Here is a 16,393-nt window from a genome sequence, read left to right as displayed (position 1 = left end):
CGCAAGCCTCAAGCTCGAGGCGGGCTGGTGAGGAAAGAAAGTCAGGGCGGATCATAAGCAATAGCTGAATCGTTCCAAACCCAGCAGTCAAGTCAACAAATTCGGCTTCTGCAGGACTCGGAGTATAGGGAAAATATACCTTTCACGAAAGGCCGTGAAAATTGGAGATGGTTTCAGGGTCGCCCACCACCCCCTCTGACTTTACCCAAGCTTTGGTGCACGATGATCTTTCGGCTTATATTGCCGCCAGCGCACTCGGTTCGCCGGCTTTAATCGAGTATCAAACACCGCTATGACGCCTCGCACTCTCGCCGCGCTGTGCGGCAACGGGCCGCAAACATCAGCCACGCTATATCAATAAATATACCGAATCTGTTCGCCCCAGAATCGTTCCAGTCGTTTCAAGGCACGCACGGCTTCATCCAAAGTGGCAAAGGCGATTACGCCGCTCTCTTCCAGCTGAACGGAATGCCGCTCGAACAAAGATGCGACGCGATCGTGAATCGCCTGCCCCTTGGCCGTCAGCCGGATACGCACCGAACGGCGGTCGATCGCGCAGCGCTGGTGATGGATATACCCCATCTCGACCAGCTTTTTCAGGTTATAGGACACATTCGACCCTTGGTAATATCCACGCGATTTCAATTCGCTGGCTGTCACCTCATGATCGGCAATGTTGAATAACAACAAGGCTTGCACCGGGTTGATATTCATAATGCCAAGCCGTTCAAATTCGTCCTTGATGACATCCAGAAGCAAGCGATGCATCCGCTCTAGCAGCGCGACGCTGTCCAGATAGCGCACCAATGTTTGCTTGCGCACGGGGGCGCCCATGTCCTGTTGAAAGCTCACGCGATGCTCCGTCTTGTCTTTGTGACGGGTAGCATCGCGCAAACTTGCAAAAAAAGCGTTAAAAGTTCAGCTTTGGCGGCTTTCAACCACACCGCGGATGGTTTCTAGCATCGGACCATGTGCTTGCGGCGCGTCCCGCGCGCCCGTCACCCAAAGATAGAGATCTTGGTCGTTTTCTTCCAACAAACTTTCATAGGCTGCAAGCTCGGGCTCTGACAGACCGGCCAGCGCGGTATCGGCAAACGGTCCCAGAATGAGATCCATTTCCTTCATGCCGCGCCGCCAAGACCGCATTTTGAGCCGCTTCAGACGGGCTTCTTCTGGACTGATCTGCATGTCAGATCGTTTCCTTCACAATTAGACGCAGACGCTTTTCCATGCGGCCGAGTTCGGTCGACACGCGGGTCAGGTCGGCGCGCAACCCCCGCATGTCTTTCAGGATCGCTTGCGCGTCCTCCGCCAGATCTTCTTGGCTGACGGGTTCTGCCACCCCGTCGCCATCGCCAGTCAAAAGCCAGCGCAAGGACACATTCAGCAGCCCCGCCACCATTTGCAACTTGTTGGCGCGCGGCTCTGACGTGTCGTTTTCCCAGCCTTCGACGGTGCGTTGCTTGACACCCAAACGCTTGGCGAGTTGGGCTTGCGTGATCCCCTGTGCCTCTCTGGCGGCTGTCAGGCGGTCGCCGAATGTGGCATGGTCACCCGAATACCAGTCCTGTGTTTCGGTGTTTTCAGTCATATCACGTCCCTTTGGATTTGATTGTGCTTGAACGGCCATTGGCCGCAACCTATGACAGAGGCGCCCAAGACACAAACCGGAGTTCCCGTCATGGCTTTCCTGTCCGATACCCTTACCCGCGTCAAACCGTCGCCGACCATTGCCGTTACGACCAAGGCCGCGGAGCTGAAAGCAGAGGGCCGGGACGTGATCGGGCTAGGCGCCGGTGAGCCCGACTTTGACACGCCCCAGAACATAAAGGACGCGGCAAAAGCGGCCATTGATGCGGGAAAAACGAAATACACCGCCGTCGATGGTCTGGCCGAATTGAAAGCCGCGATCTGCGACAAGTTCAAGCGCGATAACGGGCTGGATTACACTCCTGCACAAGTGACCGTCGGCACCGGCGGCAAGCAGGTTCTGTACAACGCGCTGGTCGCAACGCTGAACGCGGGTGACGAGGTGGTGATCCCCGCGCCCTACTGGGTCAGCTACCCCGACATGGTGCTGCTGGCGGGTGGCGAGCCGGTTATTGCCGAGGCCACCGCAGACACCGCCTACAAGCTGACGCCCGACGCGCTGGAGGCAGCTATCACGCCGAAAACCAAGTGGCTGATCTTCAACTCGCCCTCTAACCCGACCGGCGCGGGTTATACGTGGGACGAGTTGAAAGCTCTGACCGACGTGCTGCTGCGCCACCCGAACGTCTGGATCATGTCGGATGACATGTATGAACACCTTGTTTACGATGATTTCGAGTTCTGCACGCCCGCGCAGGTCGAACCCGCGCTTTATGACCGCACGTTGACCGTGAACGGCGTGTCCAAGGCGTATGCAATGACCGGCTGGCGCATCGGCTACGCTGCTGGCCCCAAGGACTTGATCGGTGCGATGCGCAAGATCCAGTCGCAAAGCACCTCGAACCCCTGCTCCATCAGCCAGTGGGCGGCGGTCGAGGCGCTCACCGGCCCGCAGGACTACATTGCCGCGAACAACAAGACCTTCCAGCGCCGCCGCGACCTGGTGGTCGAGATGCTGAACGCCTGCGACGGCATCACTTGCCCGGTTCCCGAGGGCGCGTTCTATGTTTACCCGTCCATCGCGGGCTGCATTGGCAAGACTTCTGCGGGCGGCGCGGCGATCACGGATGACGAAGCCTTCGCAACCGCGCTCTTGGAAGAAAAGGGCGTGGCGGTGGTGTTCGGCGCGGCCTTCGGCACGTCGCCGGCGTTCCGCGTCAGCTACGCCACATCGGATGACGCGCTGCGCGAGGCTTGCACACGCATTCAGGATTTCTGCGCGGGTTTGCGCTAAATATGGGCGGCGGGCGCGAATACTATTTCCGCCCGCGCCCCGGCGGGGCAATGCTGCTGCGGATTGCGTATGACGCGCGGTTGCGACGGTCCGAGATGCACCGGATTGCCGGGATAAACGCCAAGACCGGTTCGGTGAATGTAGCCAGCGGACATGATCTGACAGATACGGAACGCGCGCTGATTGACGCATGGCTGGCCGGTAGCACGGGGCTGACAGGCGACGCCGCAAAAGCCGCCGAGCAGATCGGCCATATCGCTCATTGGGCACAGTTCCGCGCTACCCCGGCAGAGCTGACTGACGCCACCGAAGAGCTGCTTCTGGCCATGCAAGACCTGCGCGAAGTGCTGGTGCGCAAGGCTGCGCAGCGGGCGCAGAAACCCGATTAAGGCCGCAATGTGGTCTTCGTGTGAAAAAACTGCGCCCAAGGTGCGAATCTTTACCTGCCCTTAACTATCTGGCGGCACATTCGTAAGTGAATGAGACGAGGTAGGACGGATGGCGAAAGATTTGTTTTCTTCTCACCCACCCTTCACCCCACCCACGACGGAAGAGGACAGGCTATCCTGGCTTCGTCTCATTCGCTCGCCCCGCGTGGGGCCGACGACATTTCACAGGCTTATGCGCGAACATGGCAACGCGCAGACAGCTTTGGACGCGCTCCCAAAGGTTGCGCAAGCGGCCGGGGTTGACAGCTACAGCGCTTTTTCGGTCGACGCGGCCAAAACCGAAATCGACCTCGCCCGCGCAAAAGGCGCGCGCATGTTGTGCTTCGGAACAGATGCCTATCCGGCCAGTCTTGCTGCGATTGCCGATGCGCCCCCTGTGTTGTGGTGCATGGGCGGGCGCAAACCGCTTTTGCAGCCCATGGTCGCCCTTGTCGGCGCGCGAAATGCTTCCAGCCTTGGAACACGCATGGCGCGGATGCTGGCCGAAGGGCTTGGGCTGGCGGGCTATACCGTGGTGTCCGGTCTGGCGCGCGGCATAGACACTGCGGCGCATCAGGCCAGCCTGAAAACCGGCACAATCGCGGTCATGGGCGGCGGTGTCGATGTGATCTACCCAGCGGAAAACGCGGTCCTCGCTGCCGCCATCGCCGACCAGGGACTGCGCCTGTCCGAACAACCCATGGGCACTTATCCGCAAGCGCGCCATTTCCCGCCCCGCAATCGCATCATCGCTGGTCTGTCAATGGCGGTGATCGTGGTCGAAGCCGCTGAAAAGTCTGGCACGCTGATTACCGTCAAGGACGCGCTGGAACAGGGGCGCGAGGTGATGGCGGTCCCCGGCCACCCGGTTGACGGGCGTGCGGGCGGATGCAACCGCCTGATCCGCGAAGGGGCAACCCTTATCCGCAATGTCGAGGACGTGCTGGACCGCATCCGCCCCGAGAACGATACGGACAACACTACCCACACCTCTGACCGAACGCCGCCACAAAACGAGGCACCGGCGCACCCGTCTCCCCAAGCGCTGAACGCGGCCATCCTGCGTCTTCTTGGCCCGACCCCGATCCACGAAGATATGGTCATTCGCGATATGGGCCTGTCAGCGGCGGTCATCTCACCCGCCTTGGTGGCGCTGGAACTGGATGGCGCTGTCCAGCGCCACCCCGGCGGTCTGATCAGCCGCGCCTGATTATTCGGCGGCCATATCCTGTCCCTGCTCGGCCAGGAACTTCTCGGCGTCCAAAGCTGCCATGCACCCCATCCCCGCGCTTGTCACCGCTTGGCGGTAGACATGATCGGTCAGGTCGCCCGCCGCAAAGACGCCGGGAATGGATGTGCGTGTGGTGCCCGGCTCCACCCAGACATAACCACCCGACTGCATTTTCAACTGGTCCTTGACCAACTCGCTTGCCGGGCTGTGGCCAATGGCAATGAAAACACCGTCGCACGCAATCTCTCGGGTTTCGCCGCCTGTTGTATGTGCCAACCGTGCCCCCTGCACGCCGCCGCCATTGGTGTTGCCCAAGACCTCTTCCAATGTGTGGTCCCAGATCACCTCTACCTTGGGATGGTTCAGCAGGCGGTGCTGCAGAATCTTCTCGGCGCGCAGGCTGTCACGGCGGTGCACCAGCGTGACCTTGGTGGCGAAATTGGTCAGAAACAGCGCCTCTTCCACGGCTGTGTTGCCACCGCCTACAACGATCACTTCCTTGCCACGGTAGAAGAAGCCGTCACAGGTGGCGCAGGCCGACACACCCATGCCCTGAAATTTTTCCTCAGAGGGCAGGCCCAGCCAACGCGCCTGCGCCCCGGTTGCCAGCACCACCGCATCGGCGGTGTAGATCGCGCCACTGTCGCCGACCGCCCGGAACGGCCGCGCCGACAGGTCAAGTGACGCGATATGCTCGCTGATAATCTCGGTCCCCATCTCGCGCGCGTGCGCTTCCATGCGCACCATCAGTTCTGGGCCCGTGACCATCGTGTCGCCCGGCCAGTTTTCCACTTCGGTGGTGATGGTCAACTGCCCGCCGGGCTGGATACCCTGCACCAGAACCGGCTCCAACATGGCGCGCGCGCCATAGACCGCGGCCGTGTAGCCCGCCGGCCCAGAGCCGATAATCAAAAGCCGGGTATGGCGCGAGGTGGTCATAGCGTGTCCTTTCAGGCGTTTTCTGAAGCGCAATCTAGGCATTGTGCACGCCCGCACAAGAGGGCAATCAGCCGCTGCGAACCGCGAATAAATATTGCCCGAATGCGAAATAATATTGCGCAAATCGGCAGGGCATCATACATAACTGCAAAACGAAAGGAAGTTTTATGTCGGGCGGCAAGCTAGATCCGATAGATCGCAAGATCCTCGCCGAGTTGCAAGCTGATGGCCGGATGACCAATGTCGAACTGGCAAAGCGTGTCGGCATTTCGGCCCCGCCCTGCCTGCGCCGCGTGCGCGCGCTGGAAGAAGCCGGGTTCATTCGCGGCTACCACGCGCAGGTCAACAGCCGCGATCTGGGGTTCGAAGTGCAGGTTTTTGCAATGGTCGGGCTGAACAGTCAGGCAGAGGCGGACCTGTCGCGCTTCGAGCAGCGCTGCCGCGACTGGCCATTGGTGCGTGAATGTCACATGCTCAACGGCGAGATCGACTTCATTCTGAAATGCGTCGCCCCCGATTTGTCGACATTCCAGAGCTTTCTGACCGAGGAATTATTGGCCGCTGACAATGTCGTCACGGTCAAGACTTCGCTTGTGATACGCGGGGCCAAGTTGGAACCCGGCGTGCCGTTCGATGTCTTGGAAGCGCGCGCCGCCGAGATCGAGTAAGCTCAGCGCACGATATCCTCGGATTCGACGAACATGTTTTTCCACGCCCGATCTATCAGGTCGGGCGACATGCGACGTGTTTTGCCCTCAAAGTCACAGATCGCGATCATCTGGTCGATCAGGAAGACAGGCTGGTAATTCGCATACACGCCATTGATGGTCGGGTATTTCTTTTTGATTAAGTGGATGATCGCATCTTCGTCCAGCGGCAGCCCGCGCTTTTTGGCGACAAGGGCGAAAATCTTCAAAAAGTCCTGCTGGCTTGGCCCATCGATCTTGATCTTGTAGAAAATCCGACGCAACGCCGCTTGGTCGAAAATCTCGTTCGGGTGGAAGTTGGTCGAGAAAATTACGAGCGTGTCAAACGGGGTCACGAACTTTTCGCCCGATTGCAGCGCCAAAATATCATAATTCATTTCCATCGGAACGATCCAGCGGTTCACAATGGATTGCGGTGGTTCTTCCTGACGGCCAAGGTCATCAATGATGAACACGCCGCCTGTCGCCTTGAACTGCAACGGCGCCTGATAGGTCCGCGACACCGGGTTGAAGGTCAGGTCCAGCATCGACAATGTCAGCTCCCCGCCGGTGATAACGGTCGGCCGCTCGCAATACACATAGCGTGCGTCGAAGCGATTGCCGGTCTGGCGCAACAACGTCGGGTCATCTTCCCAAGCTTCGGCCATTGTGTGCACGATTGGGTCATACACGCTGATGATCTGCCCGGCATGGCTGACGGCACGCGGCACATAAATCCGGTCGCCCATAGCGGCGCGGATACCGTTGGAGATAGACGATTTCCCGTTCCCCGGCGGCCCATACATCAGGATCGACCGCCCCGAACTGACAGCCGGGCCAAGGTCGTCCATCAAGGTCGGCGGCAAGATCAGATCGCCCATTGCGATCTGCAACTGGCGGCGCGTGATTTGAATATTGCGGATGGATTGTTTCTGGATTTGCTTGGCGTAGGTCTCTAGCGGCACCGGCATGGCCCCGTAATATTCGGACTGCGACAACGCGTCCATCGCGCGCGCCTTTCCGGCATCAGTTAGCTGGAAACTGCCTTCGCTTGAGGTGTTGGAGGTGATGGACGCCGTCGCTGCCAGCAATCGCTCCTGTCGGCAAATATCAATCAACTCAATAGTTTGCGGTATTGGCAGGCAAACTGTCCGCGAGACTTCAGAGATTTTCGACAGGCTCATCCGATACATGGACTTCAGCAAAATGTCGCGCATCATCACGATGGACAGCCCGGTCGCGTCCAGATTGCGCGGCACCGCTGGTGCCGTGATGGGCGTAGCATGTGCGTTCATGACCAATACTCCGGCACCGCGACCACGCGCGGGGCATTGCACACGTTAAAACATTGGGCCGTTGGCAGCCGCGATGACAAGATACAGCAGCAAGCTTGGCCCCAAGGCCAACCCCAGTGGAAATTCCCGGCGGTGCCAGCTTTCCCAGCCCGGAGCCATTCCCACGATTGCGGTCGAACTGCGCGCCACCCGATGGGCAATAAAGCTCACGACGATCACACTGGCCAGAAGCAACATGAAATTGCCAAGGTCGCCAAGTGCGATGAACGGGGCCATCGCCGCGGCGAATTTCGCGTCACCCGCGCCCAGCAACCCGACCGCACTCAGCACGAAGCCGACCACGAGCACCAGCGCAAGCCCTGCCCAGCCCCAAGCCCAGACCTGAAACGGCAACGCCAGCGGGCCTATGACCAGATAAATCCCAACCAATGCAAGAACTGCATAATTGTGAATTTTCATCCACTTCATGTCGCTCCACGCGACCCAAAGCGCGATCGGGGCCACGAAGGGCAGGAACCAGCGTGCTGCTTCTGCGGAAAGTGCCATCATCCCAAATCTCCTTCAAGCGCGCGCTGCGCGCGCACCGCTTCGTCGAAATGCTGCGGATGGGTATCAATCGCTTCTTGCAGCAAGGTACGCCCCACATTCACATCACCCTTGCGAATGGCGGCAATTGCCATGGTGTGCAGTAACATCGCACGTTCCTGCTGGCTCATCCGAACAAGCGGCAGGCTGTAGTTGCCCTGTGCGGCCCGCGCGAGGGCCATGTTGGTTTTGGCGGTAAACAAATGCGGATCATGCTGAAGCGCCTCGGTGAAAAGCTGTTCCGCCTCTCGTGGAGCGCCACGCGTCAGCTTGGAAAAGCCCCAATTGTTGAACACGCCAGAGGGACGCGTGGTCAACCCCGCAGCGGTCTCGTAGAAATGATCGGCCTTTTTCCAGTCCTTCTTTCCATCGGCGATCATCGCTTCCAACCGGTAACGGTCGAAGGTTTCATGCGTTGGTGGCACGCTATTCAGGACGGTTTCAGCCGAATCCCAGTCATTGGCGCGAATATGCGCCTCTGCCAGCATGACCTTGTCATCTTGAGTCGCGTCAGGGTGCTGAGCGACCTTGCGCCATGTCGGGATAGCTTCCGCCAATCGACCCGCCCGCACCAAAGACCGCGCGAGCCCGCGCTGGTTGGATATGTTGTCGGGGTCACTCTCAACCTGACCGGCGAAATAGGACACGGCCTCATCCGGGTTCCCAGAGGCCAGCATCAGCTCTGCGACATTTTTCTGATCCACCGCGTTCACGGCGTCGATCGCGCGGGTGACATTTGCCTGTTTACTGCCTTCGCATGCAGACAGGACCAGCGCGCCGCTTAACAGCAGCGTCATACATAATGTTTGGCGCATTTTTTGCGTCCTCATTGCTCGTTATAACGGCGTGTCCAGAAGCAGGAACCTGCCCTGACCCCGCCGCACCAGCGAAAGCCGGTGTGCCTCGCGCTCATCATACCCTGTTTCCGCAGTTTTTTCGATTGCCAAACGCAAGTTATCGCGAATTTCCGACGATCGACCGCCATCGAACGCAAAAGCGTTGCGGAAATGCAGTCCGGCTTCGCCCCATTCACCCTGCTCGCCCAGTGCCACACCAAGATTGTTGTGGGCCGGTACAAAGGTTTCGTCTTGCTCCAATGCGCGGCGAAGCACCTGTTCGGCTTGTTGCACACGCCCTAGGCGCAGGTTGGCAGAACCTATGGCCGACAGAATATCGACATTGACGCCATTCGCGGCAGACGCCCGGTAGTAAGCCCGCAGAGCAAGCTCATATTCGCCCGCGGCCATCAGCCTGTGTCCGACCACCAACCCATCGACCGCTTCGGCGATGTCAAGATCGCGTGAAGCGACTTGGTCCGGGCCTGCACCGAGATCAGAAGCGTTTTCACTGCCCCCGCCGGGGGGCAGCGCGCAACCGCTGACTACGAAACATAGAAGGACGCCCATGCTCCAACGTTGCATTACATGCCTGTTATGTTGCTACTGCTCAATTCGGTCATGATGCCTACGACAGACGGACCGATCAAGATAATCAGCAACGGGGGCACGGTGAACATCATGGTACCCAGCGTCATCTTGGTCGGAAGCATGTTGGCCTTTTCCTCGGCTCGCATAATCCGCTTGTCGCGCATCTCGGCTGCGAACACGCGCAATGCGTCGGTGATCGAGGTGCCGTAGGTTGCCGCCTGGATCATCACGGTCGTAAAGCTGTTGATATCGGAGATGTCGCACCGCTTGGCCAGATCCTTCAGAACCTCGCTCCGCTCGCGGCCCGCCTTGACCTGCTCACCAACCGTTGTCAATTCCTCGCCCAGCGCCGGGTAAGTATTAGAAATTTCAACAGAAACCCGCTGGATGGACTGGTCCAGTGACTGACCGGCTTCGACACAGATCAACAGCATGTCCAGCGCGTCGGGGAAGCCGCTGATGATCTCTTCCTTGCGCGCTTCGACACGTCCGTCAATCCATTTGCGCGGCCCGTAATACCCGATCAGCATGGGCAGGATTATCGCGGCAGTCCGCATTGGCACGCTTTCGAACGTGTCCGGTGTGATGACGAAGACCACCAACAGGGACACCAGCAAAAACCCAATTGCCAGAATGAACTGAAGCGCCTGAAAATCGCGAACCGCGTGCCTGCCGTGATACCCCGCCTGGATCATCCGTTGGCGCGCGGCACCCAATTCCTGTTCGTTCTCTGGCTCCAGAAATTTGGCAAATTTCTCCAGCCCGTTGATGCCCTTGCCCTCTTTACGACGCAGGCCTGTCGCAGCGGTGCTGCGCTTTTTGGACTCCGCGGCGCTGACTTGGTCTTTCAATTTGCTCATCGGGTCGTCGGAGTTATCTCCGAAGGCCGCGAAGCCAGCTATGGCGACCAGCACAATACCGATCACACCAAGCAGCAAAATCGTGCCGAACCCGCCCTGAAACATATCTAACATTGGAAACTCCCTTACTGAGGCAGGTTACACTTTGATGTCGGTCATCTTGCGCATGTAGAGCACATTGATGACCAGAAAGAGGCCGACAACAATCGCCAGCGGAATGTAGAGCGGCGTGCCTTTGACCGGGTCATAGTAGTCCGGCTTGATGACCTGGATCATGACCATGGCCGCAATCGGGAAACCGGACAGGAACATGCCGGACCATTTCGCTTCTGCGGTGATGGCGCGCACGCGGCGGAACAGCTTGAAGCGCGCACGGATCACTTTTGACAATCCGTCCAGGATTTCGGCGAGGTTGCCGCCCGATTTTTGCTGAATCGAGACAGCGACCGACAGAAACCCGATATCTGGCAGGCCGACACGCTCGCCAAACTCGCCCAGCGCCTCGCCCGCATCGCGCCCATAAGCAACCTCATCGGCGATCAGGCCCAGTTCGGTCCCCAGCGGATCGGCAATCTCGTCCGCCGCAGAGCCCAAGGCGGCGCTGAACGGGTGACCGACACGCAAGCTTCGGACCATGAGATCAACCGCCTCTGCCAGTTGTTCCTCAATCGCGCCGATACGTTTCTTGGCCTTGCTCGACACCCAGAAAAAGACACCGCCGACACCCATAGCAACCCCGATTGCCAAGCGAACCGGCAGTGGCGCACTGGTGCCAAACGAGAGCAAGACGAAGCTGAAAACGCTCAACCCGCCCATCAGCATCAACAACATCTGCGGTGTGAACGCGATATTCGCTTTCTTCGCACGATCAGACAACAGACCATAAAGCGGGATCGACAGGTTCTGGCCGTGGACCGAACGCTCTTTGCGCAACTGTTCGATGACATCCTGCTTGGATTTGCCTTTCGACATCAGGTCCAATCGACGGTTGAGCTTTGAATCATGTTCAATGCTCTTGCCGAAAACCAGCAGATAGACACCCTGGATAACCAGAATAACCGCGCCAAAAATGGCGATATAAATCAATGGACTAAGTGAGAGTTCCATGGTTACTTCGCCTTTACCTGATCGTAAATCGTTGCGGGCAGGTCATAGCCCCAGCGTTTGAAACGGTCTGCGTAGTGCGACCGCAGGCCGGTGCCTGTGAAATGCCCCAGAATGGTGCCGTCAGGTTCAATACCCGTGCGTTCGAACCGGAAGATCTCTTGCATGGTGATGATTTCACCTTCCATCCCCGTGATCTCTGTCACCGACATCATCCGGCGGGAGCCGTCTTGCAGTCGCGAAACCTGTACGATCAGGTTCACGGCCGACCCGATCTGACTGCGCACTGCTTTCAGCGGCATATCAATCCCGGCCATGGCAACCATGTTTTCCAGACGGCTGATACCGTCACGCGCGGTATTCGCGTGGATGGTGGTCATGGACCCGTCATGGCCAGTATTCATGGCCTGCAACATGTCGATCACTTCCTCGCCACGGGTTTCACCCACGATAATGCGGTCCGGTCGCATACGCAGCGCGTTGCGCAAACAGTCACGCTGGGTGACGGCGCCGCGCCCTTCCATATTGGCGGGGCGGCTTTCCATGCGGCCCACATGTTCCTGCTGCAACTGCAATTCTGCCGTATCCTCGATTGTCAGGACACGCTCAGTGTTGCCGATAAAGCCGGACAAAGCGTTAAGCGTGGTCGTCTTGCCCGAGCCGGTCCCGCCCGACACGATCACGTTCAATCGGGTGGACACCGCCGCTTCAAGATAAAGTGCCATTTCAGGAGAGAAGGCGCCGAACTTGACCAGATCATCAATGCTCAGCTTCTCTTTCTTGAACTTCCGAATGGACACGAGCGAGCCATCGACCGCAACGGGTGGCACCATTGCGTTGAAGCGCGAGCCATCGGCCAAACGCGCATCGACATAAGGGTTTGATTCGTCCACTCGGCGGCCCACGGCGGACACGATCTTGTCGATAATGCGCAACAGGTGGCGTTCATCGCGGAAGGTGACATCGGTCAGTTCCAGCTTGCCCGCGCGTTCCACAAAGATGCGCTTTGGCCCATTCACCAGAATATCGTTGACGCTGTCATCTTGCAAAAGCGGTTCCAGCGGACCAAGGCCCATCACTTCAAAGAACAGATCCCGATTCAGCGTCGACCGTTCCTCGCTGTTGAGGACGACATCCATCTCTGAGAGCGCTTCAGAAACGATCGAATTGATCTCTCCGCGCAGTTCCGATTCGCTAGCGTTTTCCAAGGCTGACAAGTTCAGATTGTCCAGCAGGCGCCGGTGTAATTCGGTCTTGATCTTGTTCATCCGCAGCTTGCGCTGCTCCTCCTTCGAGGTCGGCTCCGGCTTTGCCGCGGGGCGCGGTTGGGCTTCGGCCATCGGCTTGGCCGGTGCCTTTGGCGTGTCCTTGGTCGGAATCTGGCGTGCAGGTGCGCCAGCAGATGCCCGCACCGGCTGCGCGGCGCTTTCCGTGTTCTTGCGATATCGTGCAAACATAATAGTTCCTCGTTACTCTGCGGCCAGTTTCGCAGCACTGTTGGTTTCATGCAGCGCTGACGCGAATTTACGGATTTCCTTGAAAAGCGGGTTCTTGGCGGCGAACTCGGCCAAGGGCAGGCCATGATCATTGGCATCGCGTATCTGAATGCCGCCATCGGGCAGATATGTCGCGATCGAGATGCCCAAGCTCTCGGACATGCGCTTGGCTCGCGATTTGCCACCCAGATCCGTGAATTTCGGCGCACGGTTCAGGATGAAACGGTGCTTGCCCATGTCGATCCCGTCCGCCTTGAGCGCACGGATCATGCGCAGTGCGTTTTGTGCGGACCGCATATCCAACTCGATCATGGCGAAGAACAAATCGGACATATTCAGGACCGTTTCCGTCCAGTGCATGATCGCCCGTGGCAGGTCGATGATGACGTAGTCGAAATGCGATTGCGCCATCGAAATAACGCGCTCGATCTCTTCCGGGCTCAGCAGGTCCAGCGGCAGCATGTCCGACGGGGCGGTCAAGACGTGCATCTTTTCCTGAAACACCTGCAGCGCCGCATGGAACGCGTCTGCATCCATAGAATGGGTTTGCGACAACAGTTCGTAGACCTTTTCGGTGCGTGCAAGGTCAAGATAGGTCGCAACCGATCCGGATTGAAAATCAAAATCCAGAATGCAGACCGATGGCGTCTGGCCTTTGCCGATCTGGCACAATTCCCAGCCCAGATTGACCGCGAAATTGGTCGCGCCACCGCCGCCGCAAAGCGACTGCACCGCGAAAATGGCGCCATGCTTGCCGCCGCTGCCCATCTGAACGGCAGCGTTCGTGGCCACCGCCTGATCGGACTTGTGCAACCGTTCTATGGCGTCATGCAGCGCGTTTTCGGGCAAAGGATAGGGAACAAAATCCTCTGCACCGGCGCGCAAGAGCTGGTGCAGCAGGATCGGGGACAAAGCCTCTGCGATCAGCAGGATATGGACACCGCGGGCCGACGCCTTCTCTATGATGGTGCGAACGATCTGGACAGACCCCTCGTCCGCGTCATCGAGGGCGATGGCAATGACTTCCAATGCTCCGGCATCCGGTTCCGACAGAAATGCGTTCGCTTCCGCAAAGGTCAGGTCGCCCCAACTTTCACCGAATTCGGTTTCCATGTCTTCGATCAGCAGGTCGAAATTCTGAACATCGCGCGAGATCGTGCAAGCTCGGATCAACCCTGACTTTTCCTGTGACATGTCATCCATCGTCGTCATCCTAAAATCTACGAAGCCTTTTCCAACCACCGGCGCACAAAGACGGGAATGGTCCGGAAGCGGCAAAACTGTTGTGAGAAGATTGTCTATAATTCTGGCAAGATTTGGGCTAAATGCCCGCAATTGTTCGACAGCTATGATATTTTAGAAAAAATGGCCCGGGCATGTGCTCCGGACCATTCGTGTTTCAGTGGCTTGCGCGGGGATCAGTCGGTCGCGGTGTTATGCTGCTCGGTCGCAGAAGCCACATATTCGCGCTGAATGACGCGCGCGTATTCCCCATTCATCATATCGGCGCCCCGACGGATCGACCCTGATATTTCGGTTACGGTGCGACGGTTGGCAGGCTCTCGCCCTTCACTGACGATTAGCGGTTGGTTTTCCCCGCGTGAGACGACGGCGATGATGCTACGATGCGGCACACCCAGCGAGACAAGATAGCGGCGCACTGCGCGCGCGCGGTGCAACCCAAGCCGTTTGTTTGACGCGTTCGACCCGACGGCATCCGTGTGCCCGTAAATCGTGTAGCGCAGCTCCGGGAATTGTTTCATCCAATCAGCTTGTATCCGCAGCGTGCTTTTGGCTTCGGCGGACAGAGCCGCGCTGTCGAAATCGAAATTCACCATGGATGGCACTTCGTCATGGAAGCGCCGGGTCATGATCTCGGCCAGGCTGATCTTTCCGGTCTGCACGAGGTGATTGTGCATCGTCGGGTTGCCAAAGCCGCCCTCATCCAGACCAATCCCGGCCTCGTGGTGAAAACTGCCACCGCACGCCGACAGGCCCAGCCCTGCGCTGCCCAATAAGAAAAAACGTCTGTTCACGGCCATTGCAGGCTCCTGCACAAAGGAAAAAGGGCGACGATCATTCCATGACATAGCCATAAGACCCGCCAAAATCTTGCCGGGCGACTTCACCGACGGCACCACCGCCGCTTGACGACATTTGTCCGTTCAGGAACAGCTCACGCTCGCTGGGCGGGCGGACGCGGTCGGTCGGCAGCATCAAAGCCTCGCCTCGGGTCGGTGTGACCAGATGTGCCGTGATGATGATCACCAGCTCTGTCTGGCTGCGCTGATAGTTCACGCTGCGAAACAGTGCCCCCAGAATTGGCAATTCCGACAGCCATGGCACGGCGGTAGAGCCTGACCGGAAATCGTCTTCCAGCAGCCCGGCGATGGCAAAACTCTCACCGTCGCGCAATTCAACCGTGGTCTGGGTAGACCGGCGACGGAAGGCATTGACCACAGACCCACCGATGGACACCGTATTCGTGCCATCCAGCGAGCTGACGGCCGCTTCCAGCGCCAGGTTGATAACGTTGTCTTCAAGCACCCTTGGGGTGAAGGCCAATTCAACACCAAAAGGTTTATACTGGATCGTGACATTGCCGTCTTCGACCACCGGGATCGGATACTCGCCACCCGCAAGGAAAGACGCTTCCTGCCCGGACAGAGCGGTCAGGTTAGGCTCTGCCAGCGTGCGGGCCATGCCCTGTGTTTCAAGCGCTTCGATCAAGACCTGCGCGGTCAGGCTGCCACCGCCAACGCGGAAGCCCAGCGTGCCGGCCGGATTTGTTGCTGTCGGGGTGGCGAAATTTCCAGAACTGACAGAACCCCGTGTGCCGCCTGTGATCTGAACACTGCCACCCAATGACTTGCTGACCCCGCGCTGCATTTCGGCAAAGCGCACTTTCAGCATGACCTGTTGGGTTCCGCCGACGCTCATCAGGTTCGAAACGCGGTCGGGCGCGTAGCGTTGGGCAAGTTGAAAGGCGGCATCCAGCCGTGCGGGTGTCGACACGGTGCCCGACAACACGATCCCGTCATTGGCGGTGCGCACCTCGATCTCCTCGCTGGGCAGGATCTGGCGCAGCCGCTCGCGGAACTCGGCGATATCCGGTGTGACCTGCACCTCGACATTCGACACCAGGTTCCCATCCAGACCAAGTATGGTCAGCGTGGTGCGACCGGGTGTCTTGCCCAGAACGTAAATCGAGCGATCGGACAGCGTTGAAATGTCGGCGATGCCGGGATTGGCGATGGACAACTCCGCAAAGGGGTTTTCGGTTTCGACCACCACTGCACGGTTCATCGGAACGCGCAACGTAGACGCCGACTCGCCGTTGATAACCCTGACAGTCTGGGCAAAGGCGGGCGCGGGTTGCGCCAGCGCAAGGCCGGTAACCGTCAGCAGTGCGACTGCCAAACTCTTGAACGTCATGAGGTGCCTGCCTTTAAAACTGC

At 58.7% G+C, this 16,393-nt stretch carries 18 protein-coding genes; 4 read left to right on the top strand and 14 right to left on the bottom strand.

Going from position 1 to position 16,393, the window contains the following annotated elements; translation table 11 throughout:
• Positions 1-354: 354 nt before the first annotated feature.
• The 3 genes from ROE7235_RS14030 to ROE7235_RS14020 form a co-directional block, all read right to left on the bottom strand.
• Positions 355-852: a MarR family winged helix-turn-helix transcriptional regulator gene (locus tag ROE7235_RS14030; RefSeq protein WP_370743770.1), complete on the bottom strand. Its 498-nt coding sequence runs from the start codon at positions 850-852 to the stop codon at positions 355-357.
• A 66-nt stretch (positions 853-918) separates the two neighbouring features.
• Positions 919-1,188 (bottom strand): succinate dehydrogenase assembly factor 2, encoded by a 270-nt coding sequence (locus ROE7235_RS14025; RefSeq protein ID WP_121096129.1) that lies wholly within the window; start codon positions 1,186-1,188, stop codon positions 919-921.
• Between the two features lies 1 nt (position 1,189).
• Positions 1,190-1,591 (bottom strand): helix-turn-helix domain-containing protein, encoded by a 402-nt coding sequence (locus ROE7235_RS14020; RefSeq protein WP_121096137.1) that lies wholly within the window; start codon positions 1,589-1,591, stop codon positions 1,190-1,192.
• A gap of 90 nt (positions 1,592-1,681) precedes the next feature.
• On the opposite strand from ROE7235_RS14020, the gene ROE7235_RS14015 reads away from it, so the two are divergent.
• From ROE7235_RS14015 to dprA, 3 genes are all read left to right on the top strand, one after another.
• A complete protein-coding gene (locus ROE7235_RS14015; RefSeq protein ID WP_121096136.1) occupies positions 1,682-2,884 on the top strand; it encodes a pyridoxal phosphate-dependent aminotransferase in 1,203 nt (400 codons plus the stop codon).
• The gene (locus ROE7235_RS14010; protein WP_147434220.1) at positions 2,845-3,273 is read left to right on the top strand and encodes a hypothetical protein; all 429 of its coding nucleotides are present in this window, start codon (positions 2,845-2,847) and stop codon (positions 3,271-3,273) included. Before ROE7235_RS14015 ends, ROE7235_RS14010 begins: the two co-directional genes overlap by 40 nt.
• Positions 3,274-3,382: 109 nt before the next feature.
• Positions 3,383-4,522 (top strand): DNA-processing protein DprA, encoded by a 1,140-nt coding sequence (dprA, locus tag ROE7235_RS14005; protein WP_121096127.1) that lies wholly within the window; start codon positions 3,383-3,385, stop codon positions 4,520-4,522.
• Here the strand turns inward: dprA and trxB are convergent, their stop codons facing one another.
• Positions 4,523-5,482 carry a thioredoxin-disulfide reductase gene (gene trxB, locus ROE7235_RS14000; protein ID WP_121096126.1) on the bottom strand — a complete coding sequence of 320 codons (960 nt, stop codon included), beginning with the start codon at positions 5,480-5,482 and terminating at the stop codon, positions 4,523-4,525.
• 167 nt (positions 5,483-5,649) lie between these two features.
• On the opposite strand from trxB, the gene ROE7235_RS13995 reads away from it, so the two are divergent.
• Entirely contained in the window at positions 5,650-6,150 is a 501-nt protein-coding gene (locus ROE7235_RS13995) for an Lrp/AsnC family transcriptional regulator (protein WP_121096125.1), read from the top strand.
• A gap of 2 nt (positions 6,151-6,152) precedes the next feature.
• Here the strand turns inward: ROE7235_RS13995 and ROE7235_RS13990 are convergent, their stop codons facing one another.
• The 10 genes from ROE7235_RS13990 to ROE7235_RS13945 all read right to left on the bottom strand — a co-directional run bounded on the left by ROE7235_RS13990 (position 6,153) and on the right by ROE7235_RS13945 (position 16,370).
• Complete coding sequence (locus ROE7235_RS13990) at positions 6,153-7,463, bottom strand: DUF8689 domain-containing protein (protein ID WP_121096124.1); 1,311 nt, start codon at positions 7,461-7,463, stop codon at positions 6,153-6,155.
• A gap of 45 nt (positions 7,464-7,508) precedes the next feature.
• Positions 7,509-8,012 (bottom strand): prepilin peptidase, encoded by a 504-nt coding sequence (locus tag ROE7235_RS13985; protein WP_370743767.1) that lies wholly within the window; start codon positions 8,010-8,012, stop codon positions 7,509-7,511.
• Positions 8,009-8,845: a tetratricopeptide repeat protein gene (locus tag ROE7235_RS13980; protein ID WP_245963975.1), complete on the bottom strand. Its 837-nt coding sequence runs from the start codon at positions 8,843-8,845 to the stop codon at positions 8,009-8,011. Before ROE7235_RS13980 ends, ROE7235_RS13985 begins: the two co-directional genes overlap by 4 nt.
• Positions 8,846-8,884: 39 nt before the next feature.
• Positions 8,885-9,469 carry a tetratricopeptide repeat protein gene (locus ROE7235_RS13975; protein WP_121096123.1) on the bottom strand — a complete coding sequence of 195 codons (585 nt, stop codon included), beginning with the start codon at positions 9,467-9,469 and terminating at the stop codon, positions 8,885-8,887.
• Positions 9,469-10,449: a type II secretion system F family protein gene (locus tag ROE7235_RS13970; protein ID WP_121096122.1), complete on the bottom strand. Its 981-nt coding sequence runs from the start codon at positions 10,447-10,449 to the stop codon at positions 9,469-9,471. Before ROE7235_RS13970 ends, ROE7235_RS13975 begins: the two co-directional genes overlap by 1 nt.
• 24 nt (positions 10,450-10,473) lie before the next feature.
• A complete protein-coding gene (locus ROE7235_RS13965) occupies positions 10,474-11,442 on the bottom strand; it encodes a type II secretion system F family protein (RefSeq protein ID WP_121096121.1) in 969 nt (322 codons plus the stop codon).
• Positions 11,443-11,444: 2 nt separating this feature from the next.
• The gene (locus ROE7235_RS13960; RefSeq protein WP_121096120.1) at positions 11,445-12,896 is read right to left on the bottom strand and encodes a TadA family conjugal transfer-associated ATPase; all 1,452 of its coding nucleotides are present in this window, start codon (positions 12,894-12,896) and stop codon (positions 11,445-11,447) included.
• Between the two features lie 12 nt (positions 12,897-12,908).
• Positions 12,909-14,138 (bottom strand): CpaE/TadZ family protein, encoded by a 1,230-nt coding sequence (locus tag ROE7235_RS13955; protein ID WP_370743765.1) that lies wholly within the window; start codon positions 14,136-14,138, stop codon positions 12,909-12,911.
• 215 nt (positions 14,139-14,353) lie between these two features.
• Positions 14,354-14,977: an OmpA family protein gene (locus ROE7235_RS13950; RefSeq protein ID WP_121096118.1), complete on the bottom strand. Its 624-nt coding sequence runs from the start codon at positions 14,975-14,977 to the stop codon at positions 14,354-14,356.
• A gap of 34 nt (positions 14,978-15,011) precedes the next feature.
• Complete coding sequence (locus tag ROE7235_RS13945) at positions 15,012-16,370, bottom strand: type II and III secretion system protein family protein (RefSeq protein WP_121096117.1); 1,359 nt, start codon at positions 16,368-16,370, stop codon at positions 15,012-15,014.
• Positions 16,371-16,393: the final 23 nt, after the last annotated feature.

The organism is Roseinatronobacter ekhonensis, assembly GCF_900499075.1.
Taxonomy (GTDB): Bacteria; Pseudomonadota; Alphaproteobacteria; order Rhodobacterales; family Rhodobacteraceae; genus Roseinatronobacter; species Roseinatronobacter ekhonensis.
The sequence above is the reverse complement of the archived record's forward strand: the minus strand, read 5'-3'. Positions and strand labels throughout refer to the sequence as shown.

What these genes read in the sequence shown, in the direction of transcription:
- ROE7235_RS14015 (WP_121096136.1), top strand. Translation starts at nt 1,682, where the DNA reads ATGGCTTTCCTGTCCGATACCCTTACCCGCGTCAAACCGTCGCCGACC.
- ROE7235_RS14025 (WP_121096129.1), bottom strand. Translation starts at nt 1,188, where the DNA reads ATGCAGATCAGTCCAGAAGAAGCCCGTCTGAAGCGGCTCAAAATGCGG.
- ROE7235_RS13965 (WP_121096121.1), bottom strand. Translation starts at nt 11,442, where the DNA reads ATGGAACTCTCACTTAGTCCATTGATTTATATCGCCATTTTTGGCGCG.
- ROE7235_RS13945 (WP_121096117.1), bottom strand. Translation starts at nt 16,370, where the DNA reads ATGACGTTCAAGAGTTTGGCAGTCGCACTGCTGACGGTTACCGGCCTT.
- ROE7235_RS13960 (WP_121096120.1), bottom strand. Translation starts at nt 12,896, where the DNA reads ATGTTTGCACGATATCGCAAGAACACGGAAAGCGCCGCGCAGCCGGTG.
- ROE7235_RS13975 (WP_121096123.1), bottom strand. Translation starts at nt 9,469, where the DNA reads ATGCAACGTTGGAGCATGGGCGTCCTTCTATGTTTCGTAGTCAGCGGT.
- ROE7235_RS13970 (WP_121096122.1), bottom strand. Translation starts at nt 10,449, where the DNA reads ATGTTAGATATGTTTCAGGGCGGGTTCGGCACGATTTTGCTGCTTGGT.
- ROE7235_RS13995 (WP_121096125.1), top strand. Translation starts at nt 5,650, where the DNA reads ATGTCGGGCGGCAAGCTAGATCCGATAGATCGCAAGATCCTCGCCGAG.
- dprA (WP_121096127.1), top strand. Translation starts at nt 3,383, where the DNA reads ATGGCGAAAGATTTGTTTTCTTCTCACCCACCCTTCACCCCACCCACG.
- ROE7235_RS14020 (WP_121096137.1), bottom strand. Translation starts at nt 1,591, where the DNA reads ATGACTGAAAACACCGAAACACAGGACTGGTATTCGGGTGACCATGCC.
- ROE7235_RS13985 (WP_370743767.1), bottom strand. Translation starts at nt 8,012, where the DNA reads ATGATGGCACTTTCCGCAGAAGCAGCACGCTGGTTCCTGCCCTTCGTG.
- ROE7235_RS13955 (WP_370743765.1), bottom strand. Translation starts at nt 14,138, where the DNA reads ATGGATGACATGTCACAGGAAAAGTCAGGGTTGATCCGAGCTTGCACG.
- ROE7235_RS13980 (WP_245963975.1), bottom strand. Translation starts at nt 8,845, where the DNA reads ATGACGCTGCTGTTAAGCGGCGCGCTGGTCCTGTCTGCATGCGAAGGC.
- ROE7235_RS13950 (WP_121096118.1), bottom strand. Translation starts at nt 14,977, where the DNA reads ATGGCCGTGAACAGACGTTTTTTCTTATTGGGCAGCGCAGGGCTGGGC.
- trxB (WP_121096126.1), bottom strand. Translation starts at nt 5,482, where the DNA reads ATGACCACCTCGCGCCATACCCGGCTTTTGATTATCGGCTCTGGGCCG.
- ROE7235_RS13990 (WP_121096124.1), bottom strand. Translation starts at nt 7,463, where the DNA reads ATGAACGCACATGCTACGCCCATCACGGCACCAGCGGTGCCGCGCAAT.